A 20166-nucleotide genomic window follows, 5' to 3' on the forward strand; every position below is an offset into this window, starting at 1 on the left:
GCCGCGTCATAGCTTTCTCTCTTTCTAATGTCAGAGGAGGCTGTGCCTCGAAGGACAGCCATTCAGCCACGATGTCACACTTTCGTGGCGATAGTAAATATAATGACATATCCGCTTTGCTGCCGGGGATGGTTTGATTCTCTTTCAATGCCGCGCCACTAAGGATGACGCGCGGCTTTTGTTTGCCGTCGGCCCCCGAGGTCCCGCGGCTGAGGCCCGTTCGGACTTTAGTTGTCGACGTCGTTCCGATTGTCATGTTGGCCGGATTCTACGTAAGTCCGCCTCCAGGGCATGTAGCCGGAACGCTGGGTCGACGCTCCCCTTGGGGCGCTGTGAGAGGTTTTGAGAACCCCCTTCTCAGAACCTCCGGGTCATGGTAACTTGACCATACTTGACGATCGCAAAAAATTCGACATACCACGAGTAGCGTCCAGTGGTTGCTGCAGGTGCAGATGCAGCCGTTCTTGCTTTTCACATCAAGTGCCATCCGGAAGTCTCTTTGCTCGGGTGGTCATGGTCTGTCGCTCTCAGCCACATGCGCAGTACACCCCCTCCATACATGATGTCGACGGTGATCCGGAAAAGCCCGCGGGCTCCGAAACCTTCAAGTCAACAGTCAGCGGCCGATACGGAACTGTACTGGTTGACGGCACTCGCCCCTCATGTCTTCCTCTGTAAAGACAAGGAATCTGTCATGGCAAAATCTCCTGAGCAAAAACTCTTCTCAGCTCGCTGGGGCATGTTGGTCCTTCTTAGCCTGGGCTACGTGTCACTGACACTGAATTGGTTCAATATCGCGGCCGCCTTCGTTCCGATCAGCGTTGATCTCGATGCCTCTTTTCCGCAGCTGGCACTGCTCATCTCCATCTTCGTCCTCGCCTACGGCGTCGCACATGTGCCGGGCGGCATTTTGGCCGCACGCATCGGGATGAAGCCGACCCTTGTCATTGGCGTCCTGATGGAGGCCGTGGGCGGTGCACTGTCAGGAATTGCCAGCAACTATGTTGAGCTCGCGCTGTACCGTGCGGTGGCCGGTGTCGGGGCTTCAATATTCATAGCCGTATCAGTCGCTGCAGTTAGCGTCTGGTTCCAGGACCGGGAAATTAATCTGGCTATGGGCATCTCCGCCGGCGTTGCCTTCAGCGCCGGTGTAGCTGTAGGTCTCTACATCTGCGGGTACATCACTGCCGCGCTCGGATGGCGGCCCATGATGCTTATCTGTGGCGCTTTCGGGGTCCTGGTGGGAGCCCTGACAGCCGTTCTGTTCCACACGCCCAAGCACATGACTGCGCTCCGTGGCGGCCACATCAGCCGGGCCGGCCTCATGAAGGCACTGGTCGACAAGCAACTCTGGATCTACGGCGTGGCCATGATCGGCGTCTACGGCGCTTACTTCACCGCATCCCAACTCCTGTCAGACTACGCCGTCACCACGAGGGGTTTCACGCCGGAAGAGGGCGGGTTACTCGGTGCCGTCCTTGCCCTTGCGGGCATACCCGGAAGCTACATTGGCGGCTGGCTTGCAGACAAAACCTCCAACTATAAGATCGCTATTCTCCTCCCCCTCGTCATCATGACTGCCTCGATGGGGCTGATTCCGGTTGTGCCCGCTGAAGGCCTCTGGATCATCTCGTTCGTCGTCGGATTCACCTTCCTCTGCGCATTCCCCGCGTGGCTCTCCGTGCCGGCAGCGCTCTCCAAAGTTGACGCCGAGCATCTTGGGACCGCCGTCGGTGTGATGCTGACGCTCTCAGCAGTGGGAGGCTTCCTGGTTCCGACGCTATTCGGAGTTATCGTTCCAGGGTCGGGCTACGCGGCCGGCTGGCTCTTCCTTGCGGTTGTTTCCCTGGTCACTGTGGCCATCGGGTTTGCGGGAAAGTCTCGCCCCTCAGCAATAACCACCCAGGAGCAATCTGTATCCGCCCAACTGCCGGTGGGGGATAACGTCTAACCGCTCTCGGCCGCTCGCCGGCATCGCAATTTCGATGCGGATGGGCAGGGGATTGCCGGCACCTCTTCAGCCGGCAACCTGGTTGGTGAGCGCCTTCCCCTCTCGAAGCGAGGTGACGTTGCTGGTGATGAGCGCGGACGAACCCTTGGGGCGGTTGCCGGCGACGTGGGGCGTGATGATCAGGTTCGGCGCGTTCCAGAGTGGCGAGTCGGCCGGTAGGGGTTCAACCTTGGTGACGTCCAGAGCCGCAGCGCGCAAGCGGCCCTCCTGCAGGGCGGCCAAGAGGGCGTTTTCGTCAACGGTGGCGCCACGGCCGACGTTGACGAAGACGGCGGTCCGAGGCAGGGCGGCGAGGATCTCGTCGTTGAGCGCGTCGGCGGTTTCGGGTGTGGCCGGCAGGATGGACATCAAGACATCGGTGCTGGCGAGGACCGAGGGAAGTTCATCTGCGGCTACTACCGGGAAGCCGTAGCGTTCGCCCTTGGAACCCGCGACGCCGGTGACGTTCGCACCTAGCGCGGCCAGCAGGGGAGCGAGCCGCCCTGCGATCGAGCCGAAGCCCCAGATAGTGACGTTGGCGCCGTCGAGCGTGTAGAGCTGTTCGGTGGCAGGAGCGGACTGCTCCGCGTTGTAGGGCTTGTTCCACGTCGCAGATTTTTGGGATTCATGCAGGACATCCAGCCGGCGCACGGATGCAAGGACCAGCGCCAGGGCGTGTTCAGCGACCGGGCCGTCGTGGAGTGAGCGGCCGGACGTGATGGCCACGGTGTCCGCAAAACCCGCGGAGAGTACCGAATCCGGACCGGCGGCAAGCGTTTGGACGAGCTTGAGGTGGGGCATTCCCTGGGCTGCGTCGGCCAGGTTCTCCGAGGTATTTCTCCACACAACCAGGACCTCTGCGTCGCGGTGCTCCTCGGGAATGGGCCTGTCCACCTGGTAAACCACTGCGTGGTCCGCAAGGGCCGAGAGGTCCAGCTCGATGGTGTCCGGGATGAGGATTTTCACTGCAGCTCCATTGCTTAAAAGGGGTAGCCGGTACGCAATGAGGCTACCGCTTCACCGCAGCGAGCGGCTCCTTCAGCTTCATCCCTAGCAATGTGACGACCAACACCCTATGGTTGTAGGACGTTCGACGTGGCACGTAACACAAGCCCGTTGGATGCCTCGTCGATTGCTCTCTGCCGTTTCGAAAGGACACTGGATTTGAGATCCCTTGCATTCCCCCTCACCCGCATCGCCGCGGTTGGCACCGTGAGCCTGGGCCTCCTGGCCGGACTCGGCCTCCCGGCCATGGCAGCTCCGATTCCACCCGGCAACCCTGCTGCAGCACCCGGCAGCTTCACTGAAGCCAATATCGGGGCGGACCGCACGGCCGCCAACTTCTTCTACCGGATCCCCGCCTTGACGTACTTGGGCAACAATGTGGTGCTGGCTGCCTGGGACGGCCGTCCCGGCTCTGCCGCAGATGCCCCTAACGCGAACTCGATCGTGCAGCGCCGGAGCACCGATGGCGGCCAGACCTGGGGGCCGGTTACCGTCATCGCCGCCGGGCACGTGGGCGATGCCAACGGACCGAAGTACGGCTACAGCGATCCCTCCTACATTTACGACGCCGAGGCAGGCAAGGTCTTCGCCCTGTTTGTGTTCTCCAAAGACCAGGGCTTCGGTGGCAGCCAGTTCGGCAACGACGACGCCGACAGGACCGTAATCTCCTCAGCGGTCATCGAGTCATCGGATGGTGGCCTCACCTGGAGCCAGCCAAAGCTCATCACCAACGTCACCAAGCCCGGTACCAGCAAGTCCAGCCCCGTGGCCGGCGACGTCCGCTCCAACTTCGCGTCCTCCGGCGAGGGCATCCAGCTCAAGTACGGCCAGTACAAGGGCCGACTGATCCAGCAGTACGCCGGTGACGTACGCCAGGCAGATGGCAGCAACAAGATCCAGGCCTACAGCGTCTACTCCGATGACCACGGCGCCACGTGGCACAAGGGTGCCAATGTGGGCGATCGGATGGACGAGAACAAAACCGTGGAACTCTCCGACGGCCGGGTGCTCCTGAACTCCCGCGACAACGCCAACCTGGGCTACCGGAAGGTGGCCATTTCCAGCGACGGCGGCGCCACGTATGGCCCGGTCACGCAGGACACTGAACTCCCGGATCCGGCCAACAACGGTGCCATTGCGCGCATGTTCCCGAACGCAGCGCAGGGTTCGGCCGACGCCAAGAAGCTCATTTTCACCAACGCCAACTCCAAGACCGGCCGCGAAAATGTCTCGGCCCGCGTCTCCTGCGACGACGGCGCCACCTGGCCGGGCGTCCGCACCATCCGCTCCGGCTTCTCCGCCTACTCCACGGTCACCCGCCTGGAGGACGGTAAGTTCGGCGTGCTCTACGAGGGCAACTACACGGACAACATGCCGTTCGCCAAGTTCGACGACGCCTGGCTGAACTATGCCTGTGCCCCGCTGTCAGTCCCCGCTGTGACCACGGCTCCCGGGGCTACCCAGCAGGTCCCCGTGACCGTCACCAACCAGGAATCCGGCACTCTGTCCGGCGCCACGGCCACCGTTTACACACCCAGTGGCTGGTCCGCCACCACGGTGCCGGTTCCCGACGTCGCCCCCGGCGCCTCGGTGACCGTCAACGTTGCCCTGACGGCTCCGTCCAATGCCAGCGGTCCGCAGAACCTCAATGCCGCCTTCACGACGGCGAACGGCCGGGTTTCGCAATTCACCTTCACGGCTACCGTGCCGGTGGCGCCGCAGGTAGGCCTGGCCATCACCGGTACGGCACCGGCCCGCGATGTCGTGGCCAGTCCCTACCAGGTGGGCGAGGTCCTCAGCTATTCGCTCAACGTCAAGAGCACTGCCAACGTCACGGCCAACGCAGTGCCGGTGTCCGGGAACTTCGACTCAGGGTTCCTGCCGCCGTCGGCCCCCAACTGCCGGTTCAACAACCTCGCCGCGGGCGCCAGTTACAACTGCACCACTGCCAAGCATGTGATCACGGCGGCCGACATCGAACGCGGCTACTTCGTGCCGGAGGCGAGCTTCAGCATCACAGCCAGCACGACGCCGTCGCTCACCAAGACGGTGCCGTTCACCGGTGCTGCGGTCGCCTTGCGCGATGGGCTGCTGACTGCCGAGATCAGCGGGGCGCGTGCCGACGTCGGGCGTGACCTCGCAACCCAGCCGTACGCGGCCGGTGACCTGGTCCCGTACACCTTCACGGTGAAGAACACGAGCCAGCTGGTGGAGAAGGTAGTGCCCACCGTCGGCAACTTCAGCCCGTTCCTTCCGGAAGGTCCGGGCAACTGCCGTTACGGTGTGCTGCCGGCGGGCCAAAGCTACCAATGCACCACCCCGCGCCACACAGTGACCGCAGAGGAAGCAGAGCGGGGCTTCTTCGTTCCCGCCACCTCGTGGGACGTCAGCTCGGCCGGCCAAAGCACCAAGACCATCACGGTGAACGGCGGAGAAGTGGACCTGAAAGTCCGCGAGCCCAAGCTTGAAGGAACAGTGTCCGCGGAATGGAGCGACGCTGATGGAGACCGCTTCGCCAGTGTGGGCGATCCCGTGACCTATACGTACACGGTGGGCAATGCCGGCAACGTAGCGCTGACCGGCGTGGAGGCGCAGGACGCGGGCATTTCCGCGGCGGTCCTTGCTGCCGGTGACAGCGTGACCGCTACACACGAGCACGTGCTGACGGCAGCAGATGTTGCGTCCGGCAGCCTAGGCGCGATCACTTTCGAGGCGACGGCGTGGAACGGTTCCAAGCAGGCCGCGACAGCCGTGGAGGGTGACCCCTTGTCACTGACGGTTCAGCCGGCCCAGCCGGGCTCTGAGCCTGCAATCTCCCGGCAGAATCTGGGTACGCCGCCCACTGACCTGGGCACCGCGGACAAGTACCGGACCGGCCAAAAGGTGGTGCTCAAGGGCCTCGACTACGGGCAGTGGTATTACGTGTACCTGAACAAAACGGAGTATCGGCTGGGCTGGATCTTCCCTACCACGGACAACATTGTGGAGTTCATCCTTCCCTCCGATGTGAAGAACGGCCGCGATGACGTGGTGGTCCTGGACAAGGATGGCGTTCAAGTCTCCTTCGACCGCTTGCAGGTAACGCCCAAGGGCTGACCCCTTCCGGCGTGAACGTGAACGTGAACGGGCAACGGACCGCAGGACATTCCTGCGGTCCGTTGTTGGTCGTTTCATGACGAATCACCGGAGCTGTGACAAGACAAAATTCTTGAAATGTGCTGTATGTCATATTCGGCTCTCACTAGGTACTCTGTGACTCGGCTGGTTGGGCATTTTTGACAAGAACTGTCACTAATCCAACCGACTAAAGTTGACAGGCCATGGCGATGGAGCCCGGGCCTCCCTCAGTGAAAGGTGCAAGCACTAGTGAAATCACAAGGAAAGAGCTTCGTCAGAAGCGGGGGGCTTCGAAAGGCCGCGGCACTCGCCGTCGGTTTGCCGTTGCTGCTCTCTTCGTTGGCGATGCCGGCCCAGGCCGCTCCCACGCCGGAGACAGCACCCGGGAATGTTGCAGGGGTGGCCAAGAAGAACCTTGACCCCAGCACTTACAAGGACGGCCGTTACATGGTGGTCCTCGCCGAGAAGCCTGCGGCTACTTACGACGGCGGCACGGCGGGTCTCGCGCCGACCAAACCGGAGGAAGGCAAAAAGCTCGACGCCGACAGCACCCAGGTGAAGGAATACCAGGAGCACCTGCAGCAGAAGCAGCAGGAAGTCGCCCAGCAGGAAAACATCACTATCGAGCGTGATTTCACTACCGCCGTCAACGGCTTCAGTGCCAACCTGACAGCGGACCAGGCCGTCAACCTGGCCAAGGATCCCAAAGTCCTCATGGTGGCACCGGACACGCAATACGCCCCCGACTACTCCACCACCGATTTCCTGAAGCTCAGCGGCGCCAAGGGCACCTGGGCCACCCAATACGGGGGCCAGGAAAACGCCGGCAAGGGCACCGTAGTTGGCGTGATCGACACCGGCTACACCCCCTCGAACCCCTTCTTCGCCGGTGAGCCCGTAGGCCCCCTGGTGGGCAACCCCAAGGTGGGCGTTCCCTACCGCACCGCTGACGGCAAGATCGCCATGCTCAAGGCGGACGGCGATACCTTCATTGGCGAGTGCCAGGCCGGCACCGACACCGGGGCCGACTACGACGGCTCCGCCTGCAACTCCAAGGTCCTCAGCACGCACTACTTCGCGGACGCCTTCCTCGAGACTGTTCCCCCGGAAAACCGCGCCCCTGAAGAAGTCATTTCGGCCGTGGACGTGGACAGCCACGGAACCCACACGGCCAGCACCGCAGCGGGCAACGCCAACGTTGACGCCGTAGTGGATGGACGCAGCTTTGGCATCACCAGCGGCATCGCACCGGCCGCCAAGCTGTCCATTTACAAGGTCTGCTGGGAAGACACCGATCCCGCTACAGGCGGCTGCTACGGCTCCGCTTCGGTTGACGCGATCGAGCAGGCAATCCTGGACGGCGTGGATGTCCTGAACTACTCCATTTCCGGCTCCACCACGTCCACCACTGATCCGGTCTCGCTGGCCTTCCTTTCCGCAGCGTCCGCCGGCATCTTCGTGGCAACCTCCGCCGGCAACTCCGGCCCCACGGCCAGCACCGTCAACCACGGAGCCCCCTGGCTGACCACGGTTGCCGCCACCTCCTTCTCCCAGGAACTCCAAGGCACCATCCAGTTCTCCGACGGCAGCAAATTCCGCGGAGCGAGCATCATGAACCGCGAGGTGAGCGGGGCCGGCGTCGTGCTTTCCACCAACGCCGCAAGCGGCACAGGTGACGCGGCGCTGTGTGCTCCCGGGTCCCTGGACCCGGCCAAGGTGGCCGGCAAGGTGGTTGTCTGTGACCGCGGCGTTGTTGACCGCACCGCCAAGAGCGCCGAAGTGCTGCGCGGCGGCGGCGTTGGCATGATCCTGGTGAACCTCACGGATTCCTCCCTGGACACCGACAAGCACGTCATTCCTACCGTTCACGTGAACCCGCCTGCCACGCAGACCATCAAGGACAAGGTCACGGCCAACCCGGCCATCACCGTGTCCCTGCTGAACCGCGATACCACGGGCCTGCCTGCTGAAGCGCAGCCGCAGATCGCCGGGTTCTCCTCCCGCGGACCGCTGCTCGCCACGGACTCGGACCTGCTCAAGCCTGACGTGTCCGCTCCCGGCGTTGCCATCCTCGCGGGTGTTTCGCCCATCGGTACCGGTGGCGACAACTTCGGCTTCCTGTCCGGAACTTCCATGGCCTCCCCGCACGTGGCAGGTTTCGGCGCGCTCATCCTGAGCAAGAACCCGCAGTGGTCCCCGGCCACCGTGAAGTCCGCCATGATGACCACCGCCGGCCCGGTCAAACTGGCCAACGGCACAGTCAACAAGGACGTCTTCGCTACGGGTGCCGGCCAAGTGGACCCGGCCAAGGTCCTCAGCCCCGGCCTGGTCTACGATGCCACCACCGAGGACTACCTCAAGTTCGTTCAAGGCACGGGCATGGACCTGGGCATTGAGGGGCTGGGAACCACGCAGCCTCGCGACATGAACGTCCCCTCCTTCGCGCTGGGCAACCTCGCCGGCAAGATCGAGGTCACCCGTACGGTCACCGCGCTGACTCCGGGCATCTACCGCGCCACGGTCAACGTTCCCGGCGTCAACGTCAAGGTCACGCCGTCAGTACTGAACTTCGGTGCTCCCGGTGAGAAGAAGACGTTCAAGGTGCAGTTCGAAAACAAGAACGCCGAGCTGGGTAAGTTCGCCATGGGTTCGCTGAGCTGGCAGGGTGCCAACAAGACCGTCACCTCGCCGATCGCCGTCCGGCCGCAGTCCGTCATCGCGGACAAGGCCCTGGCCTTCACAGGAACGGGCCCCAACGGCTCGGCCACCATTAACATCACCTCCGGCACCAACCTGCCGGTGGGAGTCACCATCGATGGCCTCTCCAAGGCCGATTCCTCCGCAGTTGAACTGGTTCCCGGTCCGTTCGCGGGCGAGACCAATGCCTCCAACTACGTGAAGAAGGTGACCGTGGGTGCGGGCAGTGCCCTGGCAAAGTTCTCGGTCATATCCTCCAACGAGGCCGCGGACTTCGACATGCTGGTCCTCACTCCGGCCGGACAGCAGTTGCCGGCCGCGACTGCATCGGCCAGCGAAACCCTGTCCGTCCCCAACCCGGCGCCAGGTGACTACTACGTCTTCGCCAACCTTTACGCGAGCCCCAACAACCAGCCCACCAAGGCCACCGTTGATGCCGCTGTCCTGGGGGCCAACCAAGGCAATGCCAGTGTGACGCCCAACCCGATCCGTCTCGCCAACGGCCAGACCGGGCAGATTTCGTTGAACTGGAAGAAGCTGACTCCGGGCTCGTACATCGGCCGCCTCACTTTCGCAGGCACCAGTGAGCCCACCTTCGTCACCGTCCTGGTGAACCCGGGCGGCGCGGTAGTGGTTCCGGACGATGAAAACCCGAAGAAGGACAAGAAGGACAAGAAGCACCGCGGCAAGATCCGCGCTGACGAGCCGACGCAGAGCAACAACGCCGGCTAGTGGGCACCTGATTCAATAACGGCAGTGGCCGGCGGGTTTCCCGCCGGCCACTTTGCTTACCCCCGAACGTGGGCCTTGTCCGCTACGCCGGCATCGCTGAAAGTCAACAATTGCAGGGCTTCGGCCGCGGGCGTCCCGGGGTCGGCGGCGTACATCAGGATCCGGTGTCCCGATTCGTCGGGTGGGGACAGGACCTCGAAGTTGAGCTCAATATCGCCTACCTCGGGGTGATGCAGGTACTTCAACCCGGACATGCAGTTCTCAACAGGGTGCCGTGCCCACAACGTGGCGAACTCTTCACTGTTCATGGTCAATTCGCCAACCAATGATGCAAGTTCGGGGTCATTGGTGGCCCGGCCTGCGAGCAGTCGCAACGACGACACGGCACGGGTGGCCTCTTCGGTCCATCGCGTGTAAAGCTCACGGGTGTGGCGGTCGAGGAACAATAGTCGCGTCATGTTGGGCCGCGTTGAAGGCGTCCCGGGCGCATCAAAATCCAGATGGCCGGCCACGAGTCTGTGACCAAGGCGGTTCCACGCGAGCACTTCACTGCGTCGTCCCAAGACGATGGCGGGTGTGCCGGGCATCGACCTGATAAGACGCAACGTGCCGGGTCTTACCTTGTCCGGCTTGGTGGGGGTTCGCCTTTTGGCTGTCCCCGGCCGCGCGAGATTGAAAAGGTGCGCACGCTCGTCGGTGTTCAGGTCGAGCGCCCGGGCGATGGCATCGATGACCGCTTCGGAGGCGTTGTTGCTGAGGCCCTGCTCCAAGCGGGTGTAGTACGTGTTGCTGACGCCGGCAAGCATGGCGAGTTCTTCCCTGCGGAGGCCAGGTACGCGGCGGATGCCGTAGTTCAGAAGGCCAACGTCCTCTGGCTGTAAGGCAGCTCTTCGGACGCGAAGGAACTCCCCAAGTTCGCTTGGATTACTCATGGGCCCATTCTGCCGTTGTTGTCCTATCCTGTCCTGTCACTGTCAGGGGTAGGCAGAAGGGGGTGTGGTTGATCCCTGGGCATTCCGTGAATGTGGAGTTGTGAAGATGCCGTCCGCGGGCGGTGACCCCTCCAGAGAAGGAACACTCCTATGACCACGCAACCGGAAGTCACCACGGGACTCGACGTTCCACCCCTCATCGACGCCAAACGGCCCGGCGAATTTTCAGAACGGGCCGAACCTTCAACGCAGATGACTGGCCGCCAAAGGGTAGCGCTCATTGTCCTGCTCACGGCGAGCTTCACCCTCGCTGTTGACTTCTCGATCCTCAACGTTGCGCTCCCCACCATCGGCGCAGATGTCGGATTCAGCCTGGAAAACCTCCAGTGGATCGCGACGGCGTTCGCGCTCTGCGCCGCAGGGCTGACACTGTTGTTCGGGCGGGTCGCGGACATCGCAGGCCGCCGCAAGATGTTCATCATCGGTATGGCTTTGCTGGGCGCAGCGTCGTTCGCCGGTGGCCTGGCCGCCGACCCCGCTTTGCTGCTCATCGCCCGCGTTGGGCAGGGCGTTGCGACGGCAATCGTTGTTCCGGCGGCGCTTTCATTGCTGCTGGCTTCGTTCCCGGAAGGTCCAGTGCGCCATAAAGCATTGGGCCTCAACGGTTCCCTGATGGCTGCCGGGTTCACCACGGGGGCAATCCTGGGCGGACTGCTGACGGACCTGCTCAGCTGGAGATGGGCTTTCTTCATCAATGTTCCCGTGGCCATCGCCGTGCTCATCATTGCCCCGATTGTCCTGGCCGAGAGCAAGCCGGCCACCAAGTTGAGGCTGGACGTTCCTGGCGCCATCACGGTGACCCTCGGCCTTCTGGCCCTGGTATTTGCTTTGACCAACGCCGCTGAACACTCTTGGGCTGATCCGCTGACGCTGGGCTCCCTCGCAGCAGCCGTGGTGCTGTTCGTTGCCTTCGTGGCCGTGGAACGCAGGACACTAACACCTCTGGTGCCGCTGGAGATCTTGAAGCGTTCCACCGTCGCCTGGGGCAACATCGCGGGCATCCTTGCCTTCGTCACGGAAACATCCTTGGTATTCCTGTTGACCCTGTACTTGCAGCAGGTCCTCGGCTACACCCCGCTCGGTGCCGGCTTGGCCTTCGCGGTCCTGGGCCTCGGAACCGTACTGGGTGGCGTCCTGGGCCCCAAAGTCATCGGAAAGATCGGCAACAAGAAAGCGATCGTCTACGGATTCATCGTCCAGGCAATCGCCACAGGCGCCCTGGTGCTGCTCAGCGTCGGCCCAGCCTCCATCGCCCTGCTGCTGGTCGCCACATTTGTGGGCGGCGTGGCCAACCTCGTGGTCATCGTCGGATTCATGGTCACCGCAACCTCCGGCCTGCCCGATGACGAGGAAGGCCTCGCCACCGGGTTGGCAACCATGAGCCAGCAGATCGGCATCACCATGGGTATCCCGATCATGAGCGCCATCTTCACGGCACGGGTTCTGGCAATCGGGAACAACGATGCCCCTGCCGTCCTCAGCGGAGTAGCCACAGCCATTTGGGTGAATGCGGGCCTGTGCCTGCTCACGGCCCTGGTGGTGGGATTGTTCCTCCGCAAGCCCGCCCCGGCCATCAGCTGAGGGAATTCCCCGCGGAACTTAACGACTGGAACTTACACGGCGCCCGTGGAGCCCCCGGTGTTCCCCAGCAAGGCGGCCAGCGTTTTCCAGCGCGCGATCTCGCATCCGTCGGTCCGGCTGAACTGGCTGTGGACCTTGCGTCCGCGGAACCATCCCGTCACTACCGCCACTTGCGGGCCGCCGTACTGCTGCGTGCAGATCCGGTCCGGACGCGGCTCGGGGAAGAAGATTTCCTCCCCGAACTGCTCGACGGCGGCAAGCGCCGCAGGCGCGTCCGGCAAGTTTGAGTGCATCGATTCCGGGTCAGGCGAGAGGATGCCGGCGGCGGACCGGAGGTGGAACTCCCGGCTGTCGGCGCCAGGCGCCTCTGTCAGCGTGACTGTCAGGTCGACGTCGTACTCGCTCTTGTTTGCGGAAACCATGGTGACCTTTCGCTGGTGGCGGCGGGTGCTCAGGCAGCTAAACCGCTCAGCTCATCCAAGAGCGGTCCTACTGCCTGGAGCACGCGGACCCGCAGCTCCTGGGATTCGGCCGCGAAAGCCCGCTGGTATTCAACGTACTCGGCCTTGCCCTGCGGTGTCTCAATCCTGATGGGCGGGTAGCCCCATTCTTCAAGATCGTAGGGAGAAGCCTGCATGTCCATTGCCCGGATCCGCCACGACAACTCGAAACAGTCCATCACCAGCTCACTCGGCAGGGCTGGCGTCAGCTTGTAGGCCCACTTGTAGAGGTCCATGTTGGCGTGCAGGCAGCCGGGCTGCTCCATGGTGCGCTGGTTCTCGCGCGTGGGAGCGAGCTCATTGAGCGGGACGGCGTCCGGGGTGTAGAAACGGAAGGCATCGAAATGGGAGCAACGGATGCGGTTCTCCTCCACCACCGTGTCCGTTCCTTCGCCGCCGAGCCTTAGCTTGAGGTATTCGTGACGCAGTTCGAACTTCTCCTGCCGGTAAACCATGGCCCACTCGTGCAGGCCGAAGCAACCGAATTGGGCAGGGCGCTTGGCCGTGCCCGCGAGGATTATCCCTGCGAAGCGGACAGCCTCGGTACGGTCGGCAAGGAAGCTGTTCCGGTCAAAGGTGACCGCCGGCGTGCCCGGAGTGAGCCCCAGTGAGGTGAGTTCGCCATCGTCGAGCGTTCGGTAGAACTTCCACCCGACGCGCTCGACGGCGCGATCGCCGCTGAGGACTACTCCGTCGCCGGGGTGCCAGCGCTGCAGCTGGCCCGGCTTCTGCGTGTAGTAGGTGAAGAGGAAATCCTCCACGGGGTGCTTTTTCCCGGCCGAGCGCCGGCCCAGGTAGGGGTCTGCGTAACGCGCGACGCGTGCGTGATGGGCAGCCTCCAACCCGAGCCATTGCTCTTGGGGGAGGTGCTGCCGCTTAGAGGCCACCATCGGAGCCAAGGACGCTCTTGGCGGCGTCCCACAGTGCTATCTGGCAACCGTCGGTGCGGCTGAAGGACGCCGTGACTTCCTTGCCGTCCACGGAGCCGGTCACCTTCGCCGTTGCGGGACCGCCGTATTGCAGGGTACAGGCCTGGTCTGTCCGGGTGGGGGCAGGACTCAGCAAGGACGGGTTGTCCTTGATGGACGTGCAGGCCGCGGAAGCGGAGGGGTGGTTGCTTTCCCCCGCAGGGGCGCCGCCGCTGCACACCAGTGTGAAGGTCTTGGGCGCGGCTTCCGGGGTCTCGATCAGGGTGATGGACAGTTCGGCGTTGCCCTGCCCCGGCGTTGACGGCATGCTGCTGGGGGAGGCGCTGCTGGTAGCTGTGCTGCTTGAGGGAGCCGACGACGACGGCGCGTTGCTCGCGCTGCCTGACGTGCCCGGTGTGGGGCTGCCTGAGCACGCAGCTAGCCCGGCGACGGCCAGGACTGCCAGTAGGGGCCGAACAATTCGCATGCGCATGGAATCTCCTTGGTTGCGTCCATTTTACGTGGCACTGTTGGTGCTCGTTTCAAGGACACCACCACGGCCGGGCGCCTGGCTAGGGGGTTGGGAGGTTGTGTTTGGCGCGTGGGTTTGGCCGGTGGCGACTATCGGGCTTCGCTGACGGGTTCGTTGCTGCGCTGCGTGGCCGCGATCAGCCCCGTCATGGCCTGGTGGAGTTCGGCGACTTCCTCGCGGCTGAGCTGCAGGCGCTCGCGGATTTCGCCCGGAACAGCAGTAGCCTGCTCGCGGAGGGCTGCCCCTTTGGCAGTCAGTTTGATGGCCAAAGCGCGCTCGTTGCCCGGTACGCGCTCGCGGGTGACCAACTCTGCTTCTTCCAGGCGCCTGAGCAGTGGTGACAGCGTGGCCGGTTCATGCAGGAGGCTGTCGCTGATGTCCCTGAGGCTCCGGGGGCTTCGTTCCCACAGCGCCAGCATCACCAGATATTGGGGGTGGGTCAGTCCCAGCCGTTCCAGCACGGGTTTGTAGACGCCCACAACACTTCGCGACGCAACGGTGAGGGCGAAGCACAGTTGGCGCTCCAGGAGGAGGTCGTCTTCCTGGGTGGTGTCGCTGACGGTGGTCATGGCTTTCTCCTGCACTCGCTGCCCCGATTGGTTAGTGTACTAACTATTAGCGTACTATGGACATGTTGAACCATCTAATAAGAGGAGTCGATCCAGCGTGGCAAAGGAATCCCTTACCCGGAAGTTCATGCGCGCCACAGGGAAGTTCCGGGTTATTTTCGGCCCGGCGCAGAGCAGTTCCCTTGATCATGAAATGACGGAAGCCAACCGGAAGTTGCTCATCCAGCGCCAGGCCGAGACGCAGCAATGGGAAACCCTCCGCCGGCCCGATGGCAGCACCTACGTGGTTCCCCGCAACCCGGAAGACAAGTCGCTGCGCTAAATCCCCCCGCGAGATGGCATTTAATGCCCATGTTTCCGCGGAACATTGCCATTAACTGGCAACTCGGCGTTGATTTGCCGAGCCAGAAGGCCGCGCCTTTTTCGCTCTCCGGGCGTAAAATTGCCTCACCGAACGGCGCGCGCAGGCCCTGCCGTTTTTTCTCTCCCGTAAGAAAGGAGGTGGAAGAACATGGGACGCAAGTTGGAAGGCTTCCAGCATGTAACCGAAAGGCTGACGTACGTCTTTGGACCAGCAACCCACGGCGACACGGACACCCCGGTGGTGCATAAGCACGACGATTTCGAATCGGCTTCCGAGGAAGACTTGAAGAACTTCGATGTCGAGACGGACTCCGAGGGGCATCACTACGCAGTCCGGAACAACGATCCAGGTCCAACCAGTACCGACTACTCCATGAAGTAGGTGCAATGAGTTTCCAGGATGACGCCGCAGGGATCCCTGCAGGTCCCGCAAGCCCCGATCGGGTGATGACGCCGCCAGCAGCGGAGAGCTCCCGGCCAACACGCACGGCCGCCGTCTGGGTGGCAGTGGCAGTCGGCCTGGTGGTCCTGGTCCTGCTGATCGTGTTCTTCGTACAAAACCAGGACGAGATCACCGTCCGTTTCCTCGGGCTGGAAGGAACCCTCGCGCTAGGCACCACCCTGTTCATTGCTGCCGTTGGAGGCGGCGTTCTCGTCGCCCTCGCGGGCGGAGCCCGCATCCTTCAATTGAGACTGACCAACCGCCGCAGGCAGAAAGCCGTGGGTGGTCCGGGCGCGGCACCCTAGGTGGTGCAGCCCCTTAATTGCGGAAGGACCGGAGCGTTTGCTCCGGTCCTTCCGCAATTTAATCCCGACGGCGGCACTCCCTGACGATGTTAAGTCCGCCGGGGTGGTGGGTCGTCTTAGCCTTCGCAGTCAGTGCAGTAGGCGACGCCATCTTTTTCGCGTGCGATCTGCGAACGGTGGCGGACCAGGAAGCAGGAGTGACAAGTGAACTCGTCGTTTGCCTGCGGAATAACCTGGATGACCAGTTCTTCGGCGACGATTTCGCCGCCGGGGCCGTTGGCGTCGAGGCCATCGGTTTCGTCCAGTTCAAGCACGACACTCTTGGCCGTGGGAGCGCTGGCGGATTGCAGAGCCTGGAGGGACTGCTCCTGGTTCTCTTTTACATCGGTACGGAGTTCGTCGTAATCGGCTGCCACTTTTTAATGCCTCTTCGTGTTAGGGGGTTACCGGGTATGCAACGTACAGCATGCCACGAAAATTCCATACCATACCCCACTTCTCCAGCTTGTGGCGAAAACCACGTGGGTGGCAGCCCAAAAAAGCCGCCACCCACGGTGATTTTGCCATTCTATTACCGGAGTTCGATGTCCAGCGACTGGAAGTTGTCAGCCGCATGGCGACCCACCAGCAGCCGGAACTTGCCTTGCTCAAACTGCCACCCGCCGTCGTAATGGGCGAACGCCTTGGCTGGAATACGAACCTCTACGCTGTCGGTGCCAGCGGGGGCCAGATGCGTTCCGGCGTAGCCGGCGAGCCAGCGGACGGGGCGCTCAACGGCCGAATCTGCACGGTCCAGGTAGACCTGCACCACTTCACGTCCCGTGCGTGTGCCCGTGTTCTTGACGGGCACGTGAACCACAACATCGTTCCCCGCGGTCACCACCTGCGGTGCGTGGGCCTTGCCGAGATCGAACGTAGTGTAGCCGAGTCCATAACCGAACGGGAGGGCCGGTGCGGCGCCGCCAGTGGCTTCCTGCTGAAGCCACGCACGGTATCCGACGTGGATTCCCTCGGTGTACGCCACCTTGCCGTCCACCGGGGTGGTGTTGAGGACCGGAACATCTTCCAGCGCTGCCGGCCAGGTGGTGGGCAGGCGCCCGCCCGGTTCTTCCGCACCCAGCAGGATGTCCGTGATGGCATGGCCGAACTCCTGTCCGCCGAACCAGCCCAGCAGGACGGCGCTGACGGTGTCCAGCCACGGCAGCAGTACCGGCGAACCCGAGTTCACCACCACCACGGTGCGGGGGTTGACGGCGGCGACTGCTTCTACGAGCCGGTTCTGGTAGCCGGGGAGATCCAGGTCCTTGCGGTCGAAGCCCTCCGATTCGATGGCGGCGCTGGTGCCCACCACCACTACTGCGACGTCGGAAGTCCGGGCAGCCTCCACGGCAGCAGCGATTTCTGCCTGCGGATCCTCCACCACCGTTTCCTCACCCAGAAGGATGGCCGTGAACGGGATGACCTGATCCTTGGGCAGCTGGTACTCAGCCTCGATCCGAACGCTCTGGCCCGCTGTGGTTTCGATTGCGTGGACGGTCTTGGGGGGATCGAACAACGCGGCTCCCAAGACCTCCGTGTCGTCCTCAAGCTCGCTGTTGAACACCTCGGCTCTGTCAAGGGCGAAACGGATCTGCCCCACGGTGCCGACACCGAGGTGGTGCACGCCCGCCGTTTCGGCAGTCCAGTCCGCTTCGATGCGGATGGAGGCAGCACCGCCGGGAATACCCACCCCGAACCAGATCAGGTGGGACGCCAAACGGTCTTCGCCGGAGATCTCCGAACCGTCCTCCGCAAGGAAGGTGACCCGGATTCCCGGCACTCCCGAGACGGGGTTGCGCAGGGAAGTCCGGGGAAAGGCCTGGAGGCCCTCGGCTACCTTGGCGCCGCGCGCATAGGTGACCTTGACGTCGTCGGGCAGTGCTTTCCTGAGCCCGTCAAGGGGCGAGACGGTGTACTTGGGCATCACCGTGGCGCTGCCGCCGCCCTGGGTGCGGGCTTCCTCGGCGTTGTGGCCGATCACTGCGATGCTGGTGAGCTTGGTGGCGTCCAGCGGCAGGACGCCGCCCTGGTTGCGGACCAGGACAGCGCCGCGGACAGCCACTTCACGCGCGACGGCGGCACCGTTCAGTTCGGCGGGGAGCTGGGTCACTGCGGGCTCGAAGCCTTCGAGTGAGCCCACCCTTGCTGCCAGGCGCAGGATGCGGGTGACCTTTTCCAGGATGGCATCCCTGCTGACCCGGCCATCGTTGACCGCCGCCAGCAGCTTGGGGCCCCAGTGCCCTACGGGACCGGGCATTTCCAGGTCCTGGTGGGCGTTGGCGGCGTCGATCGACCGCACACCGGTCCAGTCGGAAACCACAACGCCGTCGAAGCCCCACTCCGTGGACAACGGCGTTTCCAGGAGCTTGTTCTCGCTGGCCGTAGTGCCGTTGATGGAGTTGTAGGAACTCATCACCAGCCAGGCGCGGGCCTCTGTGATGGCGTCCTCGAATGCGGCGAGGTAAAGCTCCCGGAGCGGGCGCTCGTCAACTATGGAGTCAGCCGTGAAGCGCTCCGTCTCGGCCTCGTTGGCCAGGTAGTGCTTGGGGGTGGCGCCAACGCCCATGGACTGGACGCCGGCAACATACCCGGCCGCCATGGTCGCGGTGAGCCGAGGGTCCTCGCTCATGCATTCAAAGTGGCGGCCGCCCAGCGGGGAGCGGTGCAGGTTGATGGTGGGGCCCAGGACGGCGTGAACACCCTTGCGCCGGGCTTCCTGGCCCAGGACCTGGCCGTAGCGGCGGGCAGTTTCGACGCTCCACGTAGCGGAGAGCGCCGACGACGAAGGCAAGGAAACGGAGTCATGCCGCTCATCGAAGTCTTCGCCGCGAACGCCCGCGGGGCCGTCGGACATAACTACGCGGGACAGGCCGATCTCCGGAATGGCATGGGTGGACCAGACGTCCGCGCCGGTCAGGAGTTGGACCTGCTGTTCGAGGGAAAGGCTCCCGGCGAGTTCGCGGATCCTGGCCTCAGTGTCCGGGGAACCCGGGGCGGGAGCAGTGACGGCGGGGGACAGTGTCGGGTTCATTATTTGACTCCTTTGATACGTGTGACGAGTAGGGCGCCAATGATGCCGATGGCAGCACCTCCGAGGAACAAGGCCGGATAGCCGCCGAAAGCTATGACAGGGAAGGCGACCGCGGGAACCAGGGACTGGGGGAGGGCCTGGGCGATGTTGAAGACGCCGAAGGTCTTGGCATTCTCGGTTTGGCTGGAGGGCAGGAGGTCGGCAATGAGCGCCACATCTACTGCGCCGAAGCAGCCAAGACCCAGACCGGCAATCAGTTGGCCCACCATGACCTGGTCGGTGGTGCTGCTTGTTGCGATGACCACCAGGCCAACCATGATGACCAGGGCGGAGATGATCACCATGACCTTGCGCTTGCCGATGCGGTCACTGATGTAACCGCCGAGGAGGCTGGTGATGACGGTGCCCACCGAGCTGACCAGCGTTGCCTGGAAGACCAGGCTGGTGATCTGCGCTTCGGGGACGTTGAGGTGGTCCGCAAAGAAGTAGGGAAGGTAGAGCAGTGCCGCGCAGTAGCCGATGTACACCATGAACTTGGTGAGCCAGGCCCAGCCCAGGCCGGGGTAGGCGCGGGGGTTGAAGTAGAACGAACCGAGGATCTCCTTGAAGTTCAACGGTGCGGGCTTCTCCGTCAGGACGCGGTCCTTGAATGTAAACGCGAAGGCGATGGCCACTGCCGTACCCACAACGCCGGGTACAACTGCCATTTGCAGCGCGTTGTCGAACATTTGGGCGAAGAAGGCCGCTGCCACCAGGCCCACGGGCAAGGTCATGCCAATCAGGCCGGACAGGCGTCCACGTTCCGCAGGGGCTGCCTGGTCCGGAAGGGTTGCCACCAGAGCGGACAATGCTGCGTTGAAGCCAAGCTGAGCCAGGATCCAGGCCAGCAGGACCGTAGCCACGTCTGTTGCGGAGCCCAGCAGGAAGAGCGAAGCCAGGCCCACGAGGGCGCCGCCGACAATCCACGGCTTCCTCATGCCAAAACGGGACGTGGTGCGGTCGCTCAGGCGTCCGAACAGCGGGTTGGCCAACAGTGCCACCAAGGCGCCAACACCGGCCACCAGGCTGAGTGCACCGGCCCGGGTGTCCGGGGTGGTGATTTCTGAAACCTTGATGGCGAGTACTACCAAGGCCGGGGCGAGGACGGCCATCCACAGGCCGGCGCTCGCGATGGGCATGCCGATGACGTAGGCGCGTGGCGCCGGGCCGATCGCTGCAGTTTTAGGCAGGGTGCTGGCAGCTGGAGCCTGCTGGTTGGTATCGAGGGCCACATTGCCTCCTGTGAACGGTGACCCACCGTTGGGTCTCTGACGAAAACTCTAGCGACTAAAATCGAGTCTGACTAGGTTTTTGGCTAAGATGG

Annotated in this window: 16 protein-coding genes; 7 read left to right on the forward strand and 9 right to left on the reverse strand. The window is 63.3% G+C overall.

Annotated features, from left to right (window positions below):
• Window positions 1–694 precede the first annotated feature (694 nt).
• Window positions 695–1951: a nitrate/nitrite transporter gene (locus ACFRJ9_RS00675; RefSeq protein WP_377663329.1), complete on the forward strand. Its 1257-nt coding sequence runs from the start codon at window positions 695–697 to the stop codon at window positions 1949–1951.
• Window positions 1952–2017: 66 nt separating this feature from the next.
• Here the strand turns inward: ACFRJ9_RS00675 and ACFRJ9_RS00680 are convergent, their stop codons facing one another.
• Window positions 2018–2956, reverse strand: coding sequence for an NAD(P)-dependent oxidoreductase (locus ACFRJ9_RS00680; RefSeq protein ID WP_377663331.1), 939 nt, complete (start codon window positions 2954–2956; stop codon window positions 2018–2020).
• A 129-nt stretch (window positions 2957–3085) separates the two neighbouring features.
• Here ACFRJ9_RS00680 and ACFRJ9_RS00685 point away from each other — a divergent pair, with 129 nt between their 5' ends.
• Window positions 3086–6091: an exo-alpha-sialidase gene (locus ACFRJ9_RS00685; protein WP_377663333.1), complete on the forward strand. Its 3006-nt coding sequence runs from the start codon at window positions 3086–3088 to the stop codon at window positions 6089–6091.
• Between the two features lie 366 nt (window positions 6092–6457).
• A complete protein-coding gene (locus tag ACFRJ9_RS00690; protein WP_377663849.1) occupies window positions 6458–9541 on the forward strand; it encodes a S8 family serine peptidase in 3084 nt (1027 codons plus the stop codon).
• A 56-nt stretch (window positions 9542–9597) separates the two neighbouring features.
• Here ACFRJ9_RS00690 and ACFRJ9_RS00695 read toward each other — a convergent pair whose 3' ends face one another.
• Window positions 9598–10473 carry a helix-turn-helix transcriptional regulator gene (locus ACFRJ9_RS00695; protein ID WP_377663335.1) on the reverse strand — a complete coding sequence of 292 codons (876 nt, stop codon included), beginning with the start codon at window positions 10471–10473 and terminating at the stop codon, window positions 9598–9600.
• A 252-nt stretch (window positions 10474–10725) separates the two neighbouring features.
• On the opposite strand from ACFRJ9_RS00695, the gene ACFRJ9_RS00700 reads away from it, so the two are divergent.
• Window positions 10726–12114, forward strand: a complete 1389-nt coding sequence (locus tag ACFRJ9_RS00700) for an MFS transporter (protein ID WP_377663851.1) — start codon at window positions 10726–10728, stop codon at window positions 12112–12114.
• A gap of 32 nt (window positions 12115–12146) precedes the next feature.
• Here ACFRJ9_RS00700 and ACFRJ9_RS00705 read toward each other — a convergent pair whose 3' ends face one another.
• From ACFRJ9_RS00705 to ACFRJ9_RS00720, 4 genes are all read right to left on the reverse strand, one after another.
• Entirely contained in the window at window positions 12147–12536 is a 390-nt protein-coding gene (locus ACFRJ9_RS00705) for a serine protease inhibitor (protein WP_377663337.1), read from the reverse strand.
• A gap of 29 nt (window positions 12537–12565) precedes the next feature.
• Entirely contained in the window at window positions 12566–13504 is a 939-nt protein-coding gene (locus ACFRJ9_RS00710) for a 3-methyladenine DNA glycosylase (protein WP_377663853.1), read from the reverse strand.
• A complete protein-coding gene (locus ACFRJ9_RS00715; protein ID WP_377663339.1) occupies window positions 13491–14015 on the reverse strand; it encodes an SSI family serine proteinase inhibitor in 525 nt (174 codons plus the stop codon). The genes ACFRJ9_RS00710 and ACFRJ9_RS00715 overlap by 14 nt, the downstream gene beginning before the upstream one ends.
• 128 nt (window positions 14016–14143) lie before the next feature.
• The gene (locus ACFRJ9_RS00720; RefSeq protein WP_377663341.1) at window positions 14144–14623 is read right to left on the reverse strand and encodes a MarR family winged helix-turn-helix transcriptional regulator; all 480 of its coding nucleotides are present in this window, start codon (window positions 14621–14623) and stop codon (window positions 14144–14146) included.
• Between the two features lie 97 nt (window positions 14624–14720).
• Here ACFRJ9_RS00720 and ACFRJ9_RS00725 point away from each other — a divergent pair, with 97 nt between their 5' ends.
• The 3 genes from ACFRJ9_RS00725 to ACFRJ9_RS00735 all read left to right on the forward strand — a co-directional run bounded on the left by ACFRJ9_RS00725 (window position 14721) and on the right by ACFRJ9_RS00735 (window position 15733).
• On the forward strand, window positions 14721–14945 hold the full coding sequence (locus tag ACFRJ9_RS00725; RefSeq protein WP_377663343.1) for a hypothetical protein: 225 nt from the start codon (window positions 14721–14723) through the stop codon (window positions 14943–14945).
• 189 nt (window positions 14946–15134) lie between these two features.
• Window positions 15135–15368: a hypothetical protein gene (locus ACFRJ9_RS00730; RefSeq protein WP_377663345.1), complete on the forward strand. Its 234-nt coding sequence runs from the start codon at window positions 15135–15137 to the stop codon at window positions 15366–15368.
• A 5-nt stretch (window positions 15369–15373) separates the two neighbouring features.
• Window positions 15374–15733, forward strand: a complete 360-nt coding sequence (locus ACFRJ9_RS00735; RefSeq protein WP_377663347.1) for a lipopolysaccharide assembly LapA domain-containing protein — start codon at window positions 15374–15376, stop codon at window positions 15731–15733.
• Window positions 15734–15849: 116 nt separating this feature from the next.
• Here the strand turns inward: ACFRJ9_RS00735 and ACFRJ9_RS00740 are convergent, their stop codons facing one another.
• The 3 genes from ACFRJ9_RS00740 to ACFRJ9_RS00750 form a co-directional block, all read right to left on the reverse strand.
• Window positions 15850–16149, reverse strand: a complete 300-nt coding sequence (locus ACFRJ9_RS00740) for a DUF4193 domain-containing protein (protein WP_011773410.1) — start codon at window positions 16147–16149, stop codon at window positions 15850–15852.
• Between the two features lie 155 nt (window positions 16150–16304).
• Entirely contained in the window at window positions 16305–18803 is a 2499-nt protein-coding gene (locus ACFRJ9_RS00745) for a beta-glucosidase (RefSeq protein ID WP_377663349.1), read from the reverse strand.
• A complete protein-coding gene (locus ACFRJ9_RS00750) occupies window positions 18803–20074 on the reverse strand; it encodes an MFS transporter (RefSeq protein ID WP_377663351.1) in 1272 nt (423 codons plus the stop codon). Before ACFRJ9_RS00750 ends, ACFRJ9_RS00745 begins: the two co-directional genes overlap by 1 nt.
• Between the last annotated feature and the right edge of the window lie 92 nt (window positions 20075–20166).

Origin of the sequence: Paenarthrobacter sp. NPDC056912 (assembly GCF_042786555.1) — a bacterium.
GTDB lineage: Bacteria > Actinomycetota > Actinomycetes > Actinomycetales > Micrococcaceae > Arthrobacter.